Annotated in this window: 22 protein-coding genes; 16 read left to right on the forward strand and 6 right to left on the reverse strand. The window is 64.0% G+C overall.

The window, feature by feature from the left end; translation table 11 throughout:
- A complete protein-coding gene (locus WA950_RS15285) occupies window positions 1-1,101 on the reverse strand; it encodes an ABC transporter ATP-binding protein (protein WP_424552568.1) in 1,101 nt (366 codons plus the stop codon).
- Window positions 1,102-1,558: 457 nt separating this feature from the next.
- On the opposite strand from WA950_RS15285, the gene WA950_RS15290 reads away from it, so the two are divergent.
- Window positions 1,559-2,197 (forward strand): RBBP9/YdeN family alpha/beta hydrolase, encoded by a 639-nt coding sequence (locus WA950_RS15290; RefSeq protein WP_424552569.1) that lies wholly within the window; start codon window positions 1,559-1,561, stop codon window positions 2,195-2,197.
- Here WA950_RS15290 and WA950_RS15295 read toward each other — a convergent pair.
- Entirely contained in the window at window positions 2,159-2,683 is a 525-nt protein-coding gene (locus WA950_RS15295) for a dihydrofolate reductase family protein (RefSeq protein WP_424552570.1), read from the reverse strand. The genes WA950_RS15290 and WA950_RS15295 overlap by 39 nt on opposite strands.
- A 46-nt stretch (window positions 2,684-2,729) precedes the next feature.
- Here WA950_RS15295 and WA950_RS15300 point away from each other — a divergent pair, with 46 nt between their 5' ends.
- The 3 genes from WA950_RS15300 to WA950_RS15310 all read left to right on the forward strand — a co-directional run bounded on the left by WA950_RS15300 (window position 2,730) and on the right by WA950_RS15310 (window position 4,871).
- Window positions 2,730-3,293, forward strand: coding sequence for a TetR/AcrR family transcriptional regulator (locus WA950_RS15300; RefSeq protein WP_424552571.1), 564 nt, complete (start codon window positions 2,730-2,732; stop codon window positions 3,291-3,293).
- Between the two features lie 157 nt (window positions 3,294-3,450).
- Entirely contained in the window at window positions 3,451-4,470 is a 1,020-nt protein-coding gene (locus WA950_RS15305) for a GlxA family transcriptional regulator (protein WP_424552572.1), read from the forward strand.
- 77 nt (window positions 4,471-4,547) lie between these two features.
- Window positions 4,548-4,871: a hypothetical protein gene (locus WA950_RS15310; RefSeq protein WP_424552573.1), complete on the forward strand. Its 324-nt coding sequence runs from the start codon at window positions 4,548-4,550 to the stop codon at window positions 4,869-4,871.
- Between the two features lie 34 nt (window positions 4,872-4,905).
- Here the strand turns inward: WA950_RS15310 and hemN are convergent, their stop codons facing one another.
- On the reverse strand, window positions 4,906-6,258 hold the full coding sequence (gene hemN / locus WA950_RS15315; protein WP_424552574.1) for an oxygen-independent coproporphyrinogen III oxidase: 1,353 nt from the start codon (window positions 6,256-6,258) through the stop codon (window positions 4,906-4,908).
- A gap of 227 nt (window positions 6,259-6,485) precedes the next feature.
- Here hemN and WA950_RS15320 point away from each other — a divergent pair, with 227 nt between their 5' ends.
- The 4 genes from WA950_RS15320 to WA950_RS15335 are packed head-to-tail and all read left to right on the forward strand — an operon-like array spanning window position 6,486 to window position 8,986.
- Window positions 6,486-6,764, forward strand: coding sequence for a DUF2249 domain-containing protein (locus WA950_RS15320; RefSeq protein WP_424552575.1), 279 nt, complete (start codon window positions 6,486-6,488; stop codon window positions 6,762-6,764).
- A gap of 26 nt (window positions 6,765-6,790) precedes the next feature.
- Window positions 6,791-8,143: a hypothetical protein gene (locus WA950_RS15325; protein WP_424552576.1), complete on the forward strand. Its 1,353-nt coding sequence runs from the start codon at window positions 6,791-6,793 to the stop codon at window positions 8,141-8,143.
- A 2-nt stretch (window positions 8,144-8,145) separates the two neighbouring features.
- A complete protein-coding gene (locus WA950_RS15330; RefSeq protein WP_424552577.1) occupies window positions 8,146-8,679 on the forward strand; it encodes a DUF2249 domain-containing protein in 534 nt (177 codons plus the stop codon).
- Between the two features lie 4 nt (window positions 8,680-8,683).
- Window positions 8,684-8,986: a metal-sulfur cluster assembly factor gene (locus WA950_RS15335; RefSeq protein WP_424552578.1), complete on the forward strand. Its 303-nt coding sequence runs from the start codon at window positions 8,684-8,686 to the stop codon at window positions 8,984-8,986.
- A gap of 37 nt (window positions 8,987-9,023) precedes the next feature.
- On the opposite strand, the gene WA950_RS15340 is transcribed toward WA950_RS15335, so the two are convergent.
- Window positions 9,024-10,238 carry an NnrS family protein gene (locus WA950_RS15340; RefSeq protein ID WP_424552579.1) on the reverse strand — a complete coding sequence of 405 codons (1,215 nt, stop codon included), beginning with the start codon at window positions 10,236-10,238 and terminating at the stop codon, window positions 9,024-9,026.
- 211 nt (window positions 10,239-10,449) lie between these two features.
- Here WA950_RS15340 and nirK point away from each other — a divergent pair, with 211 nt between their 5' ends.
- The 4 genes from nirK (at window position 10,450) to WA950_RS15360 (ending at window position 13,660) form a co-directional block, all read left to right on the forward strand.
- On the forward strand, window positions 10,450-11,592 hold the full coding sequence (gene nirK / locus WA950_RS15345) for a copper-containing nitrite reductase (protein ID WP_424552580.1): 1,143 nt from the start codon (window positions 10,450-10,452) through the stop codon (window positions 11,590-11,592).
- Between the two features lie 130 nt (window positions 11,593-11,722).
- Complete coding sequence (locus WA950_RS15350; RefSeq protein ID WP_424552581.1) at window positions 11,723-12,637, forward strand: SUMF1/EgtB/PvdO family nonheme iron enzyme; 915 nt, start codon at window positions 11,723-11,725, stop codon at window positions 12,635-12,637.
- Window positions 12,638-12,700: 63 nt separating this feature from the next.
- The gene (locus tag WA950_RS15355) at window positions 12,701-13,396 is read left to right on the forward strand and encodes a Crp/Fnr family transcriptional regulator (protein WP_424552582.1); all 696 of its coding nucleotides are present in this window, start codon (window positions 12,701-12,703) and stop codon (window positions 13,394-13,396) included.
- A 102-nt stretch (window positions 13,397-13,498) separates the two neighbouring features.
- Complete coding sequence (locus WA950_RS15360) at window positions 13,499-13,660, forward strand: hypothetical protein (protein WP_424552583.1); 162 nt, start codon at window positions 13,499-13,501, stop codon at window positions 13,658-13,660.
- Window positions 13,661-13,740: 80 nt separating this feature from the next.
- Here the strand turns inward: WA950_RS15360 and WA950_RS15365 are convergent, their stop codons facing one another.
- On the reverse strand, window positions 13,741-14,631 hold the full coding sequence (locus WA950_RS15365; protein ID WP_424552686.1) for an FCD domain-containing protein: 891 nt from the start codon (window positions 14,629-14,631) through the stop codon (window positions 13,741-13,743).
- Between the two features lie 186 nt (window positions 14,632-14,817).
- Between WA950_RS15365 and WA950_RS15370 the strand changes: the two genes are divergently transcribed.
- Both WA950_RS15370 and WA950_RS15375 read left to right on the forward strand, forming a co-directional pair.
- Window positions 14,818-15,828 (forward strand): zinc-binding alcohol dehydrogenase family protein, encoded by a 1,011-nt coding sequence (locus WA950_RS15370; protein ID WP_424552584.1) that lies wholly within the window; start codon window positions 14,818-14,820, stop codon window positions 15,826-15,828.
- 3 nt (window positions 15,829-15,831) lie between these two features.
- Entirely contained in the window at window positions 15,832-16,980 is a 1,149-nt protein-coding gene (locus WA950_RS15375; protein WP_424552585.1) for a mannitol dehydrogenase family protein, read from the forward strand.
- A gap of 32 nt (window positions 16,981-17,012) precedes the next feature.
- Here WA950_RS15375 and WA950_RS15380 read toward each other — a convergent pair whose 3' ends face one another.
- Complete coding sequence (locus WA950_RS15380; RefSeq protein WP_424552586.1) at window positions 17,013-17,924, reverse strand: LysR substrate-binding domain-containing protein; 912 nt, start codon at window positions 17,922-17,924, stop codon at window positions 17,013-17,015.
- Between the two features lie 109 nt (window positions 17,925-18,033).
- Here WA950_RS15380 and WA950_RS15385 point away from each other — a divergent pair, with 109 nt between their 5' ends.
- Together WA950_RS15385 and WA950_RS15390 are read left to right on the forward strand one after the other, a co-directional pair.
- Window positions 18,034-18,708 (forward strand): cysteine hydrolase family protein, encoded by a 675-nt coding sequence (locus WA950_RS15385; RefSeq protein ID WP_424552587.1) that lies wholly within the window; start codon window positions 18,034-18,036, stop codon window positions 18,706-18,708.
- Window positions 18,705-19,016: a GYD domain-containing protein gene (locus tag WA950_RS15390; protein WP_424552588.1), complete on the forward strand. Its 312-nt coding sequence runs from the start codon at window positions 18,705-18,707 to the stop codon at window positions 19,014-19,016. Before WA950_RS15385 ends, WA950_RS15390 begins: the two co-directional genes overlap by 4 nt.
- The last annotated feature ends 68 nt before the right edge of the window (window positions 19,017-19,084 follow it).

Below are 19,084 nucleotides of genomic sequence, written 5' to 3' on the forward strand. Positions count from 1 at the left end.
TCAGTCCCTCAATATCTGGGCGACGTCGTCGCTGAGGTCGATGCCGACCGTTTCATCCTTGGAAAAACCGCAATGACCGCTGCGGGCATTCTGCTGGCGGACCATGAAGGTCGTGCCGTCCTCAAGGCGAATGTGGAAATGCGTGTCTGTGCCGAGATAGACGATCTCGTGGATGACGCCGCGCAGCACCGGAGCAGGCGAGGCGGGGCTGACCCGGGCGTGCTCGGGGCGGACGACGACGGTCACCTTGCCGCTCGGCGCGACGCCGGCCGGGAAAGTCGCCGGGATCTCCGCGCCGGACGCGAGGCGCACGCGGGCTCGGTCGCTGGAGACGGACACGACGTCGGCCTCCAGGAAATTCGTCTCGCCGATGAAGTCGGCGACAAAACGTTCGGCCGGGCGATCGTAGATATCCCAGGGCGAGCCGACCTGCCGGACCGTGCCCGTCGACATGACGGCGATGCGGTCGGACATGGTGAGCGCTTCTTCCTGGTCATGCGTGACGAAGACGAAGGTGATGCCGGTTTCGAGCTGCAGGCGTTTCAGTTCCATCTGCATGGATTTGCGCAGCTTGAGATCGAGCGCCGAGAGCGGCTCGTCGAGCAGCAGCACTTTCGGCCGTGGCGCAAGCGCGCGGGCAAGCGCCACGCGCTGCTGCTGGCCGCCGGAAAGCTGCGTCACGGGATTGTCGCCGCGCCCCTCGAGATGCACCAGCTTCAGCATGTCCTTGACGACCGCTTCGATCTCGGACTTCCGCTTGCCGAGCATCCTGAGGCCGAAACCGATATTTTCGGCGACGGTCAGGTGCGGGAAAAGCGCGTAGTTCTGGAAGACCGTATTGACCGGCCGCTGGTTCGGCGGAAGGCTGGAAATGTCCGTGCCGTCGAGCAGGACCTGTCCCTCGGTGGGCAGCTCGAAGCCGGCGATCATTCTGAGGAGGGTGGTTTTTCCGCAACCCGATGGGCCGAGAAGGGTGAAGAATTCGTTCGAGCGGATATCCAGTGTGACGTTGTCAACGGCCTGGAAGGTGCCGAACCATTTCTGGATGCCATGCATGCCAATGGCACCGCCATGGGCTGGGGGCGTTCGGGTGTCAGTCATCGGTTCCCCGTTTATCGGCCGACGTGCCGGGCTTCCTCCGCCCAAACCGCCCGCTGTCTTCTGTCCGGCCGCTGATGCAGCTCTTATGTGATAGGCTTGTGTTCTTTATGATCACAACAAACCATGATTTGATCAAATCTGCAAAGGGCGTTTTAGGGCTTTTCGATTTTATCCGTTCTGCGTGCAAAGCCCGGGGAATTCAGCCCTGGATAATGCCTGGCACTGGCCATGACGCGCCTGGCGTGGCTGCTCCGGGCGGTGGAAATGGCCGGCTATTTCGCCTCCGCAGAAAGGCCCGCCGCAAACCGGAGGCGGGAAGCCGCCCGATGCTTCGTATCCCGTCCGGAAGGCAAAGAATTTTTCATGGATCCGGAAGACCGTAGCAGCGTCTTTCTTACGATTGCGGTCCTTCGCGCGCATCATTCGGGGCAGATCCTGATTGCGAGGAAGGCCCGTCATGCCGTCAATCGATATCCCCGTCGACACGCTTATCCTGCCCGGCCTCAACGGGTCGCCGCAGGTCCATTGGCAGCGCCATTGGGCACGCGACCACGCGGATAGCCGGGTCGTCGAGCAGCACGACTGGGCGTGCCCCGTGCGTGAACACTGGCTCGCGGAGCTGGAGCGGCAGGTCGAGATGGTCGGCCGGGATATCTGGCTCGTCGGTCACAGTCTCGGCTGCGTGCTGGCGGCGCGTTTCGCCGAAAGCCGGCTTGCGGCGCGCATTCGCGGCGCGCTGCTCGTTGCGCCCTGCGATCTGGCTGCGACCGAGATCCTGCATCCTTGCGTCGTGAAGTTCGGCGCCATGCCGGACAAGCGCCTGCCGTTTCCATCGCTGGTCGTCGGCAGCCTCAACGACCCCTACATGCCGATCGACCGGCTACGCCGGATCGCAGGCGCCTGGGGTAGCGGCCTCGTCGATATCGGCGCAGCCGGCCATATCAATGTCGCCAGTGGTTTTGGCCGCTGGACGGCCGGCTACGAATTCCTTGAGGTGCTGAAAGAGCGCACGGCGCTCGCCGAAACGCGCGGCAGGCCGCGAGTGCCGGGCCGCCCTTCAGAACCGGTAGTGAAGCCGCACACACCCCTTGTCTAGTGCCTGCGCGCTGACCAGCGTCGGGCTGGCGCGAAAGCCCGTCGCGGGAAAGAGCGGCCGCCCTCCGCCGAGCATTTCGGGAATGAGGTAGATTTCGATTTCGTCCAGCGCTCCACGCTCCAGGAACGCCATCTGCAATTGCCCTCCGCCGACCATCCAGACATCGCCGTCATCGAGCATGCGCAATTCGGACACGAGCGCGCCGATATCGCTGCGCACCTCGATCGGTCCTTTCGGGTTTTCGATGGGCCGCGAGGTGACCACGATCACGCGCTGCTCGTGATAGGCCCAGGGGGAGGGCTCGTTTTCGATGAAATCATAGGTGCTTCGTCCCATCACAACGGTACGGATGCGCTGGAGGAACGTGCGATAGTCGTGCTCGCCGAGGTTCATGCCGTCATATTTGAATAGCCATTCGAGATTGTCGTCTTCGGTGGCGATCATTCCATCGAGACTGGCGGCGATGTATCCGAGAATACGGGCCATGGAAAATCTCCTTGAATAATAAACGAACATACGTTTATATATCATCATGGCGCGACGCAAGACGATTCCCGACGAAACGGTGCTCGACACCATCCTTCAAGCCCTGTGGACAACCGGCCCGGCAGGCCTCACCTTCGCTCTTGCCGCCAAGGCATCCGGTCTTTCTCCGGCAACGCTGGTTCAGCGCTACGGAGACCGGGACGGACTGCTCGAGGCAACGATGTTGCGCGCCTGGGATAGGCTCGACGCCGAGACGGAATCGATAGACGCCGAAGCGGCGCTCACTCCTGACGGAGCGATCGACGTCCTGCTGCATCTGATGCCGACCGAGAATGCCGAGCAGGACGCCACCGACGGACTGCTGCTTTTGCGGGAGGATATCCGCAATCCTGTGCTTCGCAGCCGGGGCGCGGCGTGGGGCCACCGGCTCGCCGCCGCCCTCGGCCGCCGCCTGTCCCCGGACCCGGACGAGGGCAAGCGCCTCGGCTGGCAGATGGCGAGCGTCTGGCAGGGCGCCCATACCTGGTGGGCGTTCACACGCGAGCAGCCGGCCGAAGCTGCAATACGCGGTGCCCTGGAGGATTGGGTCAGGCTTGTTTTAAAGGGGTAGGGCAGGGCATCGTTTGATGTCTGCCTGGCCTGGTGGCTGGGGTGCACGCACAAACGTCGGGCGGGGAATGGAGACCCGCCGGGAAATCTGCTATGGCTGCTTGCAGCGGTCTCCACCCGCCACGATATTGTGCGGTGGAGCGACCTGGGGAGGTCTGATGGCGGTGGATGTTCGGACATCGAAGGAGATAGGAGGAGCGGCGGCGCCCAAGGCGTTGCGGGTCGGTTTCATCCTGTCGAAGAGTTTCACCCTTTCAGCCTTCGCCCTGTTCGTGGATACGCTGCGCCTTGCCAGTGACAGCGAGGACCGTTCCCGCCGCGTCAACTGCGACTGGGACGTGCTTTCCAGCACGCGCAACTTCATCTCCTCGTCGAGCGGCATTCAGGTCGCGCCGACCGCCCCCTTCGCCGACCCGTCCTGTTTCGACTATATCGCTGTCGTCGGCGGGCTCCTGAGTGTCGAGGAGCCGATCGACAGCTATGCGATGACCTATCTGCGCAAGGCGGCGAACGCCGGCGTCGGGCTGATCGGACTGTGCACCGGCAGCTTCATTCTCGCAGAAGCCGGCCTGCTCAAGGGCCATACGGCCTGCGTGAGCTGGCTGCATCACCGCGAATTCCGCGGCCGGTTCCCCGATATAGGCGCGACCTCCGAGCAGATTTTCCGATTCGACGGCAAGGTCGCCACCTGTGCCGGCGGCAGCAGCGTCGCCGATCTTGCGGCAACGCTGGTGCGTCACCACGTCGGCGAGGCGGCGGAGCGCAATGCGCTGGAGATTCTCCAGATCCGCCACCGGCGCGACGCCACCGACCTCCAGCCCCGCAATCCGCTTGGACTGGAAGCGCGCGACCGCCGCGTCCACCTCGCCATCATGATGATGGAGCAGCACACGGAAGACCTGCTTTCCATCGACAGCATCGCGACCATGACCAACGTCTCTCGTCGCCAGCTTGAGCGACTGTTCGAAAGCGACATGGGCGCCTCGCCGAGCGCGATCTACATGAAGATCCGCATGGCCGCCGCGTTCAATATGGTGATCCGCACCAACAAGCCGCTGATCGAGATTGCGCTGGAAACTGGCTTCGAGAGCCTGTCGCATTTCACCCGCCGCTTCCGCGCCGCCTTCGGCGATACGCCCTCACAGATCCGCCGCGACGGCCGCCGTCAGGCCAGCTGACGGGCAATTCTCTTCCTTGGCGTGGAACCAAGCCGCGCGCCATCCGTTCGCCCTTGACTTCAGACAAGGAGACCATGATGGCAGCCACAGATGCTCAATCCCAGATTTCCGCCCTGCGTGCCGAGATCACCCAGCTCCAGAAGGACCTGGGCGAAAAGGGCGCAGAAGCCTACGAGACGATGCGCGACCGCGCCGGCAATGCGATGGAGGCAGCCCGGCCCGCGGTTCGTTCCGCGCGCAAATATGTCCGGAACGAAGGCGCAGCCGTGGCACAGGCGGCACGCGAGCACCCTGCCGCCCTGTCGTCCGTCGTGCTTGCCGCCGGACTTGCCGGCGTCGTGATCGGCTATCTGATCGGCTCCATGGCAAACGAGCCGCCCCGCCGCCAGCGCTGGTTCTGAAAGCAAGGATGAAGCCCGGCATTGCCGGGCTTTTTCACGCCGCCTTGCTGTGCGTGCGTGCCGATCGGTCGATATAGGCGTCGAAGGCGGCGGCGACGGCGCGGATGATGAACCGGTGATCCTGCCGCACGGTGACGGTGCCGCCGCGAACATCGATCACCCCGTCCTCCTTCAGCGCCGCCAGTCGTCCATTGCCCTCGACGAGCGGCGCGCTGTCGAAGCCGTGCCGGGCGGCAATGGTGACGACATCGACGCGGAAATCGCACATCAGCCGCTCGATGATTTCGGCGCGCAGCCGATCCTCCGCGGTCAGCCGATATCCCTTGACGGTTGCGAGCCTGCCGGAGGCGATGCGCTGGGCATAGAGGCCCGGCGGCACCTCGTTCTGGATATAGCCATCCGGCGTGCGGCCGATAGCCGAAGCACCGAAGCCGATCAGCGTGGTGCAGGCATCCGTCGTATAGCCCTGGAAATTGCGATGCAGCCTGCCGCGTCTGGCTGCAAGCGCAAGGCCATCGCCGGGTAGCGCATAGTGATCGAGGCCGATCCGGACATAGCCGCTCGCGGCAAGCGTTTCGGCAATCGCCTCGGCCTGCTCGATGCGCATGGCTGCATCGGGAAGCGCGCGCTCGTCGATCAGCCGCTGGTGCTTCTTGAAGGAGGGAATGTGGGCGTAGCCGAAGACGGCGAAACGCTCCGGCCGCATGGCGACCGCCGCCTTCGCCGTCTCGATGCAGGATTGCACCGTCTGGTGCGGCAGGCCGTAGATCAGGTCGAAATTGATGCCCTGCACCCCGGCCGTGCGCAGTCGCGTCACGGCTTCCGCCGTCTGCGCCTCGCTCTGGATGCGGTTGATCGCCTTCTGCACGACGGGATCGAAGCTCTGCACGCCGAGGCTTGCACGGGTGACGCCCGCATCGCCGAGCGCTGCCGCCATCTCCGGCGTGAGGGTTCGCGGGTCGATCTCGACGGCGATCTCCATGCCCGCCGTGAAGGCGAAGCGCGCGCGCATCAGGCCGACGAGGTCGCGAAACTCTTCCGGCTGCATGATGGTCGGCGTGCCGCCGCCGAAATGCACATGGCGGATCTTCGGCCGACCGCCGACCGTCCTGGAAACGAGGTCGATCTCTTTGCGCAGCATGTCGATATAGTCGAGGATCGGCTCGTCACGCTGGGTGATCGTCGTATGACAGCCGCAATACCAGCACATGGAGCGGCAGAACGGGATATGCAGGTAGAGCGAGGCATCCGCGCCCGGCTTGAGGGCGGAGAGCCAGTCGCCGTAGGTGCCGGCACCGACGGTCGGCGAAAAGCCCGGCGCCGTCGGATAGCTCGTATAGCGCGGCAACCGCGCCTCGCCGTATTTCTCGATCAGGGCCTGTTGCATGACGCGTTCCTTTGTCCGTGATGGGCGAATGGACAAAGCCTAGGGGCGGGAAGGGCGTCCTTCTTTGCGAAAAGCCAAGCAGCGGGGCATCACGGCCTGAACCCGGAAATTGTTTGCGCAACGTCAAAGTGGCGGGGAACCTGCGGCGTTAGCTTCAGATGGTTCCGGTCGGTTCGGCCGTGCCTTCCGGAACGCGATCGGAACGGCCGGGACGGAAACGCCAGAACATGTCTGAAAATCAGGAAAAGCCCTCCATCGACGTCCGCGTCGTTCCACCGCGCGAGCGCCATCCGCGCATCTTCGGCATGCTCGGCGCGCTTCTGCCGGGAAATTCCATGCTCATCACCAGTGACCACGATCCGCGCCCGCTGCACTATCAGCTTGAAACGAATTTCCCGGGCCAGTTCGGCTGGAACTACCTCGAACAGGGTCCTGCGGTCTGGCGTGTGGAGATCGACCGGCTGGACGACAGCGGCTGCGAATGCAGCTGCGGCTCCGAGCACTAGCGCAAACGCGGCGAAGGGGAACCGAAATGCCGAGCGCTACGCTCTCCCGCTGGACCATGTCCTACTTCGCCGCCGCCTGCCTTATGCTTCTTGCCGGGCAGGGCCTGATGGTGGCGGGCTACGGCTATCCCGCCGCTGCCATCAATGCCCCGGAAACGCTGGCGCTCGTCCATGTCGTCGCCATCGGCTGGCTGAGCCTGCTGATGGTCGGCGCACTCCTGCAATTCGTGCCGGTGCTGGTTGCCCGCCCGCTTGTCGGCGACCGTCTTGCGGCGCCGGCTCTGGTGCTGCTTCTCGTCGGATTGAGTTTCCTCGTTTCCGGTTTCGTCGCGCTATCCGGCGCGCTTGACCTGCCGCTCATCCTGTTGCCGCTCGGCGGTGGCATGCTTCTCCTCGGCTTCGGTCTCATCGCCGGCCTTCTGGCCGCCACGCTCCATGCAGCGCGGCCGCTGCCATTGCCTGCCCGCTTCGTTGCGGTGGCGCTCGTCGCACTCGTAGCCACGATCATCATCGGCGTTGCCTTCACATTGGCCTTGTCCGGCCTCGGCGAGAGCGCGGCGCTCGCCCGGCTGGTTGCGAGCGGCGTCGAACTGCATGCCGCGCTCGGTCTCGGCGGCTGGCTGAGCATCACGGCGATCGGGGTGAGCTATCGCCTGCTCGCCATGTTCCTGCTCGCGCCCGAAGTGGAGCGTCGGACAAGCCATGCCGTGTGGTGGACTGCAGCCCTTGCCGCAGGGCTCATTGCGATGGCCGTTGTCTTCGTGTTTTTTGCTTTTCCCGGCGTTTCCGTACTGTTTGCCGCCGCGCTGTTGCTGACGCTGGTGGCCGTGCTGCTCTATGGTGGCGACGTCCTTCACCTCTATCGTTCACGCAAGCGGAAAAAAGCGGAGTTGAACATTCGCGCCAGTCTTCCCACCTTTGTGGCGCTCGCAATCTCGCTTGTCCTCGTTAACGTTCCGGCCATCCGCGCCGGCGACGGCGTGGCGGCGGTCGTCTATCTCTTCACCTTCGGCTGGCTGAGTGGGCTCGGGCTTGCCCAGCTCTACAAAATCGTCGCCTTTCTGACCTGGCTGGAGGCCTACGGGCCGGTGCTCGGCCGGGCGCCCGTGCCGCGCGTGCAGGATCTTGTCGAGGAGCGCCGGGCGCGTATCCTGTTCCTGCTCTACTATGGCGCGGTGGCTGCGGCGACGGCGGCGCTGCTTGCAGCCATGCCCGATATCTTTCGCGGTGCGGTTTGCCTGCAACTCGTCGCGACATTGGCGCTGATGCGGGAATTTGTCCGCGCGCGCCGGCTGTCCGTCGTGCCCGCCGCTTTGCGTCCACCCGAGGGTACGGTGCGGCCGCATCTTTTCCTGCCCCTTTCTGCTTCAAGGAGATAACCATGTCCGACGTTTCAACCGGAATCGAACCGAAAGTGCTCGACGTGCGGCCGATCCTGAAGAGCGGCGGCGAGCCGTTCCAGGAGATCATGCAGGCGGTGCAGGGCCTCGTGCCGGGGCAGGGGCTGAAACTTGTCGCCCCGTTCCGTCCGCAGCCGCTGTTCCGCGTCATGGAGGGGCGCGGCTTCGACCACGAGGCCCGCGAAATCGAGGATGGCCATTGGGAGGTGATGTTCACGCCGCAAAAGGGCGCAGCCCCGGTGGAAACCTCCGTCGATGCCGACAGACCGGAGACCTGGCCGGATCCGTCGCTTCACCTCGACCTTGCCGATCTCGATCCGCCGGAGCCGATGGTGCGCATCCTTGCCGCCGCCGAGGAGCTGGAACCGGGCGAGGTGCTCTTCGCTGTTCTTTCGCGCGAGCCGCTGTTCCTGTTTCCGGAGCTGACGAAGCGCGGCCATCAATGGGCCGGCAATTTCGATGCGAGCGGCGCGGCCTACCGCATTCTCGTGCGGGTCGGCCACGCGGAGGATTGACCGGATGGGCGATCAGGAGAAAGCCGCGCTCGTCGAGGACATCCGCAACGCGCTGCGCATGATCATCGACCCGGAAATCGGTCGCAACATCGTCGAACTTGGCCTGATCTACGACGTGGCGGTGGAGGAGGGCGGCGTCGTGCGCGTGACCATGACCACGACGACGCGCGGCTGTCCGGCAAGCGGCTATCTCAAGGAAGCGGTCGGCAATTGTGTCTGGTACGTACCGGGCGTCGAATATGTTGAAGTGTACATGACCTATGAGCCGCCCTGGACGCCGGACATGATGGAGACGGCGGAAGGCTGAGACGAATGGCCCGGAGACAGCTCCGGGCCATTTGCATTCAGAGCGGCGCGCGCCGCTTGCGGGCGAGAATCGGCAGATATTCAAGGCAGAACAGGCCGAAGGCGACAATCCAGAGCAGGCCGGCGGCGGCATAGATCTCGGTGCTTGCATCGGCAAACACTTCACCGAGCGGGCGCACCAGCGCACAAAGGACCAGTGCCACATAGGACGCGATGGTCGTGCGCGAGGCCTTGAGGGGGCGGCCGGTATGGCCGAGGCTTGCCCGCGTCATCACCGCCAGCATCATGCAGGCGATCGCGCCGACCGAAAGCAGGTGCAGCACCGAGCGTTCCTCCAGATAGCCGAGCGCGCTGAGGCCGATGGCCAGAAGGCCGAGCGGCACGAAAGCATAGGCGATATGCAGGATGACGAGCACCTTTTCCGGTGCCGTCGTCCAGCCGCGCCAGCGATGCAGACGGATGCAATGCAGTGCCGCAGCGGCAAGCCCGAGCGCGGCAGTTGCTGGATGCAGCGGTTGCGCCGTCCAGGCTCCGAGCGCTCCGAGGCCGGCGAAAATGGCGATAGTGTCGTAGCGATTGTAGGGCACCGGAAAATCCGTGCGACCAGCCTTGTTAAGCCAGTTGCGCGTGAAGCTCGGCACGATGCGGCCGCCGACGATCATCACCAGCACGACATAGGCAGCGACGGCGAGGCGTGTTGCCGTATGGACATGATCGCCGTCGATGACGGCAAGATGGAAGATGCCGTTGGCGAGCGACAGCGCCAGCAGGCCGCTGAGCACCTTCAGGTCCTTCCACTTGCGGCCCGCGATCACTTCGCGCGCGCAGATGGCCAGCAGCGCCGGCAGGAAGAGAGCGTCGATCACGGCCGCGGCCACCACGCCGATTTCCCCGGTAAGGAGAAGGGCGATCCGGCCGGCGCACCACAGGGCAAACAGTCCGGCGAGCGGCCAGCCGGAAACGGGAAGGCGTCCCGTCCAGTTGGGAACCGCCGTCAGAAGGAAGCCGGCGAGAACAGCGGGAGCGAAGCCGAACAGCATTTCATGCGCGTGCCAGTTGGGCGCGCCATAGTCACCGGCAGGATCGAGCCTGCCGGAGATCGCCGCGATCCATGCGGCCATGGCAACGACGGCCCAGACGCCGCCACCCAGAAAGAACGGCCGGAAGCCATAGGAAAACAGCACGGGGCCTGTGCGCGAAAGACCGCGCGGGACGGCGCGGCTGACGCGCGCTGCGGGTTGGCTTGCACTCATGATCGTCTCGTTCCTTTGCAAATGTCAGCTCTTTCTAGGGGATGCGGGGGCTGGCTTCTTTGCGAGATGGCAAAGAGCAAATCAGCATCTGCCAAAATGCCGCGGCAACCAGAAAGGGTAATTTGTGCCATGACAAAGAGGCCGGCGCGAATGCTCCTAAAACAGAAGTGACAGGGCGATACGCCGCTCCGTCCTTACAAGGAGAGAAGCAATGACTGAGCAGTTTCAGATGACACGCCGCACCATTCTGGGCGGGGCCGCTTTTGCCGGCGTCCTGACGCCGATCATTGCGGCTTCGGTGGCGCGTGCCGAAGGTGGTGCGATCGCAACGAATGCAGCCGCAACGGTAGCCGACATCGCGAAGCTGGAGCGCGTGAAGGTCGAGCTGGTAAAGCCGCCTTTCGTTCACCCCCACACCCAGAAGGCTGAAGGCGGGCCGAAGGTCTACGAATTCACCATGACGATCGAGGAAAAGAAGATGATCCTCGACGACAAGGGCACCGAGGTGCACGCCATGACCTTCAACGGCTCGGTTCCCGGTCCGCTGATGGTTGTGCACCAGAACGACTATGTCGAGCTGACGCTGATCAACCCCGATACCAACGAGCTGCAGCACAATATCGACTTCCACTCGGCAACGGGCGCCCTCGGTGGCGGTGCGCTGACCGTGGTGAACCCCGGTGAGCAGACGGTCCTGCGCTTCAAGGCCACCAAGGCGGGCGTCTTCGTCTACCATTGCGCACCTCCCGGAATGGTGCCCTGGCACGTCACGTCGGGCATGAACGGCGCGATCATGGTGCTGCCGCGCGAGGGCCTGACGGACGGGCACGGCAAGGAGCTGGCCTATGACCACGTCTACTATGTCGGGGAGCAGGACTTCTACGTGCCGCGCGATGCGGAAGGGAACTACAAGAAGTATGAAAGCGTCGGGGAATCGTATGCTGATACGCTTGAAGTGATGCGGACGCTGACGCCGAGCCATATCGTCTTCAACGGCGCCGTCGGGGCGCTCACCGGGGACAATGCGCTGAAGGCAAAGGTGGGTGACCGGGTGCTGATCGTGCATTCGCAGGCCAACCGCGACACCCGCCCGCACCTCATCGGCGGCCATGGCGACTATGTCTGGGCAACCGGCAAGTTCCACAACATGCCGGATATCGACCAGGAGACCTGGTTCATCCCGGGCGGTACGGCGGGTGCGGCCTACTACACCTTCGAGCAGCCCGGCATCTATGCCTACGTCAACCACAACCTGATCGAGGCCTTCGAACTGGGCGCTGCCGGCCACTTCGTCGTGACCGGGGAGTGGAACGACGACCTGATGACCTCGGTCACGCCGCCGACCGGCGCCTGAGACCAAAGGAACGGCCATGCCCATCCGCAAGACTGGGCATGGCACCCCGGAGCGCCGGTGGCGATCCGGTCGCAAATCGGCGCCCGTCCCGGACGCCGTGATCGTCCGGGCGAGGTGCAAGGAGGCCATCATGGCTACAATGACTTCAAGGCCCGGCGTTTCGTGGACATCGCTTGCACTTCCCGCCGTCCTGCTCGTCGGCCTTGCCGGCGTGCTTGCGGTCAAGACCGATCTTGTCGGCACGACGCCGGCGGGCCATGTGCTGGACGAGCCGCAGACGATCGAGATCGCGCCGCGCAAATTTACCTATCGCGAGAGCGGCGAATTCTTCCGCAACGGCTTTGCCGTCGATGGGCCGGTCAAGGACGACGTGATGCGGCGTCCGCTTACCATCACCAAATACCAGGTCACTGCGAGCGACTATGCGCACTGCGTCGCCGATGGCGCCTGCGCGCCGGCCGAGCCGGGCTTCACGCCGGTCGACGCGACCAGAACGCCGGCAACCGGCGTCAGCTACGACGATGCGATGGCCTATGCCGCATGGCTCAGCGAGCGCACCGGCGAGATATGGACGCTGCCGAGCGACCGGGATCTGGCGTTCGCCGCCGGCGCGCGCTTCCCGGACGATGCGCTCGGCGTCGATCTCGACAGCACAAACCCGGCGGACCGGTGGCTGGCGGACTACCGCCGGGAGGCGGGGCGCAAGGCCTCGCGCGATCCGGTTCCCCAGCCGCTCGGCCAGTTCGGCGAGAACGAGTTTGGCCTTGCCGATTTTGCCGGCAATGTCTGGGAATGGACCGCGACCTGCAACCGGCGCGTCAATCTCGACAAGGCGGGGCGCGTGGTGAACGACGCTTCGTCGTGCGGCATCTATGTCGCGAGCGGCAAGCACCGGGCGGCGATGAGTTCCTTCGTGCGCAACCCGAAAGGCGGCGGTTGTGCCGTCGGGGTGCCGCCGGACAATGTCGGCTTTCGACTCGTCAAGGATACGCGCTGGTATGCTCCCTTGCTTGCCGCGTTAAAGGAGCGCGGTATTCCGCTCTGAACTTCCGGCAGGCGATGAGGCGTGATAGAAGCCGGTGACTTTTCACGCCAGAGGGACGCGACTGTGAAGATTGACCGGACCGTCGTGCGATCGCTCAGCCTGTTCGACAAGATGAGCGACGAGGATCTCGACAGACTGCTCACCCACGCGACGGCACGCCGCGTGGCGCAGGGCGACGCCGTCTTTGAGCAGGGCCAGCAGGCGGCCAGCTTCTTCCTGCTGCTGCATGGCCGCCTGAAGGTGACACAGGTGACGGCGGACGGCCAGCAGATCATCGTGCGCGTCGTCCATCCCGGCGATCTTTTCGGCTTTGCGAAAGCCCTCCAGCGGTCCGACTATCCGGGTACGGCGCGTGCGGCGACGGAAAGCGTCATCCTTGGCTGGCCGACCGACCTCTGGCCGCATTTCGTCGAGCAGAACCCACGCCTTGCCGTCAGCACCATGCAGACGATCGGCCAGCGGCTCGAGGAAGCGCATACCCGCATCCGGGAAATGTCGACGCAGGAGGTGGAGCGCCGTGTGGCCCACGCCGTCCTCCGGCTTTCCAAGCAGGCCGGCCGCAAGGAGGGGGAGGGCATCCGCATCGATTTCCCGATCTCGCGGCAGGACATCGCCGAAATGACCGGGACGACGCTGCACACCGTCTCGCGCATTCTCAGTGCATGGGAAACGCAGGGCCTTGTCGAAGGCGGGCGGCAGAAACTCCTCGTACTCGATGTAGCCGGCCTCTCGATCCTTGCCGAGGGCGGGCGCGACTAGCCGATTTTTCCCGGCCGGCACTAACTTTGTGCATGGACCGCTTGCCGGAATGGCCAAATCGCCGCTAAGCCTGCGGCGAACGACTGCGCGACGGAGGTTGCCTTGAACGACAGGAATGTTTTGAAATTCGAGCGCCGGAAACCCGAGAAAGACAACAAGCCCGCCGCGCCAGGGCCGAAGAACGGCAGGATCTGGCTCGCCTGCGTGCTCGTGATCGCGCTTGTCTGGGCGTACTACCAGTTCATTGCGCCGCAGGCGGTGTGATTCCTTTCTCGAGAGGAAGAGGTTGAAGTCCTCGACCATCGCATCGAGTGCATGCGCGGGCCCCGGATACGACTTCCTGGCTAGCCGCGAACCACGGACCGCAACAGCGTTTCCCGCGCGGATTTGAGGTGGTTGGCTGCGGCTTTCTTGGCGCGGGGTAGATCGCCCTGCTCGAGCGCGGCGATAATGGCCAGATGCTCATGAATGGCCACCTCGTTGCGTTCGCGTTCGTCAACTTTACTCCATTGGAAATGGTAGTGAAAAATCAGTGAGATGACATCATAGAACTCGCGGATGAAGCGGTTGCCCGAGGCGTCGTTGATGGCCCGGTGGAACCGTTCGTCCAGTTCTGAAAAGCTGTGGAAATCCGTCTCGATCCGCCGCAGGAGGTCGATATGTTCCTCCTTGAAGGCGCGGAGCTTGGCCTGCCCGGCGCCATCGGACAGGCTGGCGGCGAAATGTTCCAGCGACTGCATTTCGAACAGTTCGCGGATGTCCGACAGTTCCAGCGCAAAGGAGCTGGTGAAGCCCTGAAACACCCAGCTGGAGTTCGGCCGCTTCAGGATCAGGCCGAACCGGCTGAACCCGCTCAGATATTCCCGGATCGCCGAGGTCGAGACCTGGAACTGCCGCGCCAGTTCAAGCGTGTTGATCACTGATCCCGGGGCAAGCTCGCCTTGCAGGATGAGTGCCATGAACTTGCGCTCGACCAGTTCCGCGCTGCTTTCCGTCTCCACGTCCGGAAAATATTCCTCGTCGCGCGGCAGGCGCAGGATGCGCTTCTCGCGGCCGTCTATATGCAGGACCCCGTCATCTGCCAGACGTGCAAGGATGGTGCGGACAGTCGTCCGGCTGACCTCGAGTTGCCCGGCCAGCGCGGGCTCCGAACCAAGGAGATCGCCCGGTGCCATGCCACCGATCAGGTCGAGGCAGGCGTTGTGGCTGCGCTTGTAGACCGAATTGTCCTTCATTCCCTGGTCAGTCCTGCTTGTTTTTATCCGAGAAATAACACCTGAAAAAAACACATTGACACAACCGGGGTGAAGCGTCCATGTGGTCTTTAACGATAATAGACAGTGCGGATTGCTCGATCGGTCGCCGGGAGACGGCTTTCGCAGGTGCTCGACGCTCGGCTCTCCACCCACAGGACAGGCGCAATGAAAGCGGTTGTTTGCCATCATCCCGGTGCTATCGAACTGCGGGAATGCGCCGATCCGGCCGCGCCCCCTTCTGGGTGGGTTCTTCTCGACATGGCCTATGTCGGCTTGTGCGGAACGGATTACCATATCTATGAGGGCAAGCACCCCTTCCTTGCGTATCCCCGGGTGATCGGCCACGAGCTTTCCGCAACCGTCGCCGACGCCAATGGCGTTCCCGGCCTTGCCGCCGGCGCACGCGTCGTGGTCAATCCCTATCTGGCCTGCGGCGGCTGCATCGCCTGCCGCAACGGCAAGCCGAACTGCTGTGAAGCCATCGAGGTTCTCGGCGTCCATCGTGACGGCGGGCTATGCGAACGCCTTGCGGTGCCGGCCGCAAACCTCATTCCGGCGGGGGATCTGTCGCTGCGCGACGCGGCCATGGTCGAGTTTCTCGCCATTGGCGCTCATGCCGTCCGGCGCGCCGGCTGTACTGCCGGGCACGCACTGATCGTCGGCGCCGGGCCGATCGGCCTCGGCACTGCCATCTTCGCCCGGATCGCAGGCGTTTCCATCACGGTGGCGGATATCAGCGCCGAGCGTCTCGATCAGGCGCGCGCCGTTCTCGGCGACGTGCCGGTCCTGGAACTGACCGGCCAGAACGACGGTCCGCTCGTGCGCCAGCATCAGCCTTCCGGCTTCGACGCGGTTTTCGACGCGACAGGCAACGCGGCGTCGGTCACGGCGGGGTTCCAGCATGTCGCCCACGGCGGCACCTATGTGCTGGTCAGCGTGGTCAAGGACGATATCACCTTCTCCGACCCTGAATTCCACAAGCGCGAAATGTCGCTGATCGGCAGCCGCAACGCTACGTCCGAAGACTTCGTGCATGTGATCGCCTCGATGGCAGCGGGCAAGGTTCCGATGGATTTGCTGGCAACGCACGAGACCTCCCTCGACCGGGTGGCCGAAGACCTACCCCGCTGGGCGCAGGACAAGCGCGGCCTGGTGAAGGCGCTGGTGAGGATCTGACCGGTGGCTTCGCTGCGCATCCTGCAATTCGGCACCAGCCGATTTCTTCAGGCCCATATCGATCTATTCGCCCATCAGGCCAATGTCGCCGGGGACGCGCAGATCGAGATCACGGTCGTGAAGGGTTCCCCCGATCCGGCGCGCACGCACCGCGTTGCGGCGCTCGCCGCCCCTGACGGCTATCCCGTTCGGTTGCGCGGCATCGAGGCCGGGCAGGTGCTCGACGAGACAATCCGCGTCACGTCGGTGACAGGCGCGCTGGCGCTGCCGGGCGACTGGGAGGTGCTCTGCCGCGCCTTTGTCCAGCGAACGGACCTCATTGTCTCCAATACCGGCGATGCGGGCTATATAGAGGCACAGGGCGATTGCGCGGCGCTGGCCGATCCGAATGGCTGCCCGCAGGGCTTTCCCGCGCGGCTGGCCGCGCTTCTGCACCGGCGGTGGCGCGAGACCGGCCGGGGGCTTGCGATCTTTCCCTGCGAACTGGTCAGCGCCAATGGTGACGTCCTGCGCGCGGTCTTGGACGATCTTGCGGCGCGCGCCGGCCTGCCGCGCGCCTTCCGCGACTGGATGCGCGCCGAGGTTCGCTTTGCCAACAGCCTTGTCGACCGCATCGTGTCCGAACCGATCGAGCCTGCGGGTGCGGTGGCGGAGCCCTATGCCCTTTGGGCAATCGAGGGCGACCGTCCCGAGGATGCGCCCTTCCGGCATCCGGCGATCATGGTCGTCCCGGCGCTTGAGCCGCTGGAGAGGCTGAAACTGCATGTCCTCAATCTCAGCCATACCGTTTTGGCGGACCGCTGGCTTGCGAGGGCGGATGCAGGCCTCGTGGTGCGCCGTGCACTGGAAGATCCGGACTGGCGCGAAATGCTGATGCACATTCTCGAAACGGAGGTTCTGCCGGGCTTTGCCGCGATGGGCATGGCGGACGAGGCGGCGCGTTTCATGGCCGTCACGCTGGAGCGTTTCGCCAATCCCTTCCTTGAACATCGGCTCGCCGACATCGCACAGAACCATGCCGTCAAGGTGGAGCGCCGGATCGCCGGCTTCCTCGCCTGGACCGCCCCCGCAAACCTCGACATGCCCTTGCTGCGCGCGATCTGCGATCGGCGCCATTGCGAGCCGAACCCGGGCCAGGGTGGCGTCCCGTAAGCAACTGCTACGTTCGCTGCGCCGAGAGAGGTTCAGGAGGCATTCTGGTCGCGTCCCGGCCGTAGCTGCTCGACTATGCGGTCGGCCAGCGCCCGAAGAACGGGGTCGCCCGCCGGATCCACGCGGCAGACAATGTAATATTCCCGCGCCGCGTTGATCATGGTGGAAAATGGCTGGATGAGCCGGCCTTCGCTCAGATAGTTCCGCGTCAGGACATCCGAGACCAGCGCCACGCCGCGGCCCTGGACGGCGGATGCAATCGCCTGGGCGACCGAGTTGACCCGGACACGGGTGTTGCCCGCAAGACCGATCCGCGCGGCGACGGACCATTTTGCCCATTCGCCGCCGTCGTCTTCATGCAGCAGGGCGACGGAACTCAGTTTCCTGTCGCGATTGCGCAGGTCGAGGCGGGGAAACAGCGTCGGCGAGCAGACGGCGCAGAGCCTGACCTCGCTGAGCGATCGCCAGTATTTCCCCGTGAAAGGCGGATTGTCGTAGACGACGGCCATGTCGTTCTTGTCCCAGTCCACTTCCGCAGCCGTGATCGCCTCGTTGATCGTCAGGCTGGCAATGCCGTTTGATTGGGCGAAATCGACGATGGCGGCGGTCAGCCAGGCGATGCCGAGCGCCGTCGGTACGGAGACCGACAGGGAGGTGGGCTGGTCGCCGGTGGCGATTTTTCGCGAGGCCCGCGTCGCCGTGTCGAGCTGCCCAAGCGATATGGCGACGGCCTGCGAAAAATCCCTGCCCGCCTGGGTCAGTGCGACGTTCCTGCCCGATTTCTGAAACAGGACGATTCCCGTCGCTTCGCCCAGCTTCTTCAGTTGCAGCGAAATCGCGCTGGGGCTGAGGTTCAGCTCCTCTGCCGCATGCCGGACCCCGCCGAGGCGCGCGGTGGCCTCGAAAGCCGGCAGATATTGCAGATACGGGGGCAGTCTGCTCATCGGTGTATCCGCTCAATCGTTTAGTTTTTGAGAACGATATAGGTGATTATAAATTGATTTTTCAAAACTGTTAAGGGTGCTATTCCATCTGCAAACAGGAGGGCTGTTCATGATCGCGGCAAAACCATTCGACTATCCCTACGACGGGAATCTGGAAGCGCAGAAAACCGCGCTGATCGTCATCGACCTGCAAGAGGATTTCCTCTCGACGACGGGATACTTCGCCCGTCAGGGATACGATCCGGCGCCGCTTCGCGCCATCCTTCCCGCGGTCGGCAGCCTCATCGCGGCCTGCAGGGAAGCAGGCATCCTGATCATCCATACGCGGCAGGGCTATCGCGCGGATCTCGCGGACATGACCCCTTACGAAAAATGGCGCCGGCAGCGGTCCGGCATGGAAGGGACCACGGCGCTGCTGCGTTCGAGCCCTGGCTTCGAGATCGTTCCCGAAGTCGATGTTCGTCCGGAAGACGTCATCATCGACAAGACCTGCAACAGCGCCTTCACGCATACGGATTTCGAACATGTCCTGCGTGCACAGGGCATCACGCATCTGCTGTTTTCGGGCGTCACCACGGATGTCTGCGTTCACACGACGCTGCGGGAAGCCTGCGACCGCAACTTCCAGTGCCTCACGATCTCCGACGCCTGCGCCAGTGGCGACCAGTATGCCCATGAGGCGGCCCTTCACATGGTGACCGTCGAGAACGGCATTTTCGGCGCGCTCACCGATAGCGCGGCGGTTCTCGAAGGCCTGAAGAAGCTTGGAAAATCCGCGAAATGAGCGAGGCACCTGCGAACCAGAAATACGTTTCCCTGATGCGCCTGACGCAAAAGGGGCTCACCGAACTGACTGACAGCGCCAAGCGTCGAAAGGTCAGCGAGGATCGCGTGGCAGCGCTCGGCGGTCGATCGATCGCCTTCTACGCCCTGCTCGGATCCTATGATTTCGTGCAGGTTTTCGAGATGCCGAGCAATGAAGCGATGATGCAATACGTCCTCACCGCGCGCCGCGATGGGCATGTCGAGCCGCTTATCCTCCCGGCGTTCGATACCGGCGTGTACGGACAGATCCTCGATGCGATTGCCTAGTTTTTTGCAATGAGCGCGTAAGCGACTTCACCAACGTCAACCCAAGAAGCCAAAAACAAGGGAACACG

The organism is Shinella sp. (genome assembly GCF_049651085.1).
GTDB lineage: Bacteria > Pseudomonadota > Alphaproteobacteria > Rhizobiales > Rhizobiaceae > Shinella.

Excerpts from the sequence above, each read along its gene's own strand:
- WA950_RS15335 (WP_424552578.1), top strand. The coding sequence starts at position 8,684 with ATGGGCGATCAGGAGAAAGCCGCGCTCGTCGAGGACATCCGCAACGCG.
- nirK (WP_424552580.1), top strand. The coding sequence starts at position 10,450 with ATGACTGAGCAGTTTCAGATGACACGCCGCACCATTCTGGGCGGGGCC.
- WA950_RS15380 (WP_424552586.1), bottom strand. The coding sequence starts at position 17,924 with ATGAGCAGACTGCCCCCGTATCTGCAATATCTGCCGGCTTTCGAGGCC.
- WA950_RS15370 (WP_424552584.1), top strand. The coding sequence starts at position 14,818 with ATGAAAGCGGTTGTTTGCCATCATCCCGGTGCTATCGAACTGCGGGAA.
- WA950_RS15385 (WP_424552587.1), top strand. The coding sequence starts at position 18,034 with ATGATCGCGGCAAAACCATTCGACTATCCCTACGACGGGAATCTGGAA.
- WA950_RS15300 (WP_424552571.1), top strand. The coding sequence starts at position 2,730 with ATGGCGCGACGCAAGACGATTCCCGACGAAACGGTGCTCGACACCATC.
- WA950_RS15330 (WP_424552577.1), top strand. The coding sequence starts at position 8,146 with ATGTCCGACGTTTCAACCGGAATCGAACCGAAAGTGCTCGACGTGCGG.
- WA950_RS15340 (WP_424552579.1), bottom strand. The coding sequence starts at position 10,238 with ATGAGTGCAAGCCAACCCGCAGCGCGCGTCAGCCGCGCCGTCCCGCGC.
- WA950_RS15310 (WP_424552573.1), top strand. The coding sequence starts at position 4,548 with ATGGCAGCCACAGATGCTCAATCCCAGATTTCCGCCCTGCGTGCCGAG.
- WA950_RS15295 (WP_424552570.1), bottom strand. The coding sequence starts at position 2,683 with ATGGCCCGTATTCTCGGATACATCGCCGCCAGTCTCGATGGAATGATC.
- WA950_RS15325 (WP_424552576.1), top strand. The coding sequence starts at position 6,791 with ATGCCGAGCGCTACGCTCTCCCGCTGGACCATGTCCTACTTCGCCGCC.
- WA950_RS15365 (WP_424552686.1), bottom strand. The coding sequence starts at position 14,631 with ATGAAGGACAATTCGGTCTACAAGCGCAGCCACAACGCCTGCCTCGAC.
- WA950_RS15350 (WP_424552581.1), top strand. The coding sequence starts at position 11,723 with ATGGCTACAATGACTTCAAGGCCCGGCGTTTCGTGGACATCGCTTGCA.
- WA950_RS15285 (WP_424552568.1), bottom strand. The coding sequence starts at position 1,101 with ATGACTGACACCCGAACGCCCCCAGCCCATGGCGGTGCCATTGGCATG.
- WA950_RS15320 (WP_424552575.1), top strand. The coding sequence starts at position 6,486 with ATGTCTGAAAATCAGGAAAAGCCCTCCATCGACGTCCGCGTCGTTCCA.
- WA950_RS15290 (WP_424552569.1), top strand. The coding sequence starts at position 1,559 with ATGCCGTCAATCGATATCCCCGTCGACACGCTTATCCTGCCCGGCCTC.
- WA950_RS15305 (WP_424552572.1), top strand. The coding sequence starts at position 3,451 with ATGGCGGTGGATGTTCGGACATCGAAGGAGATAGGAGGAGCGGCGGCG.
- WA950_RS15390 (WP_424552588.1), top strand. The coding sequence starts at position 18,705 with ATGAGCGAGGCACCTGCGAACCAGAAATACGTTTCCCTGATGCGCCTG.
- hemN (WP_424552574.1), bottom strand. The coding sequence starts at position 6,258 with ATGCAACAGGCCCTGATCGAGAAATACGGCGAGGCGCGGTTGCCGCGC.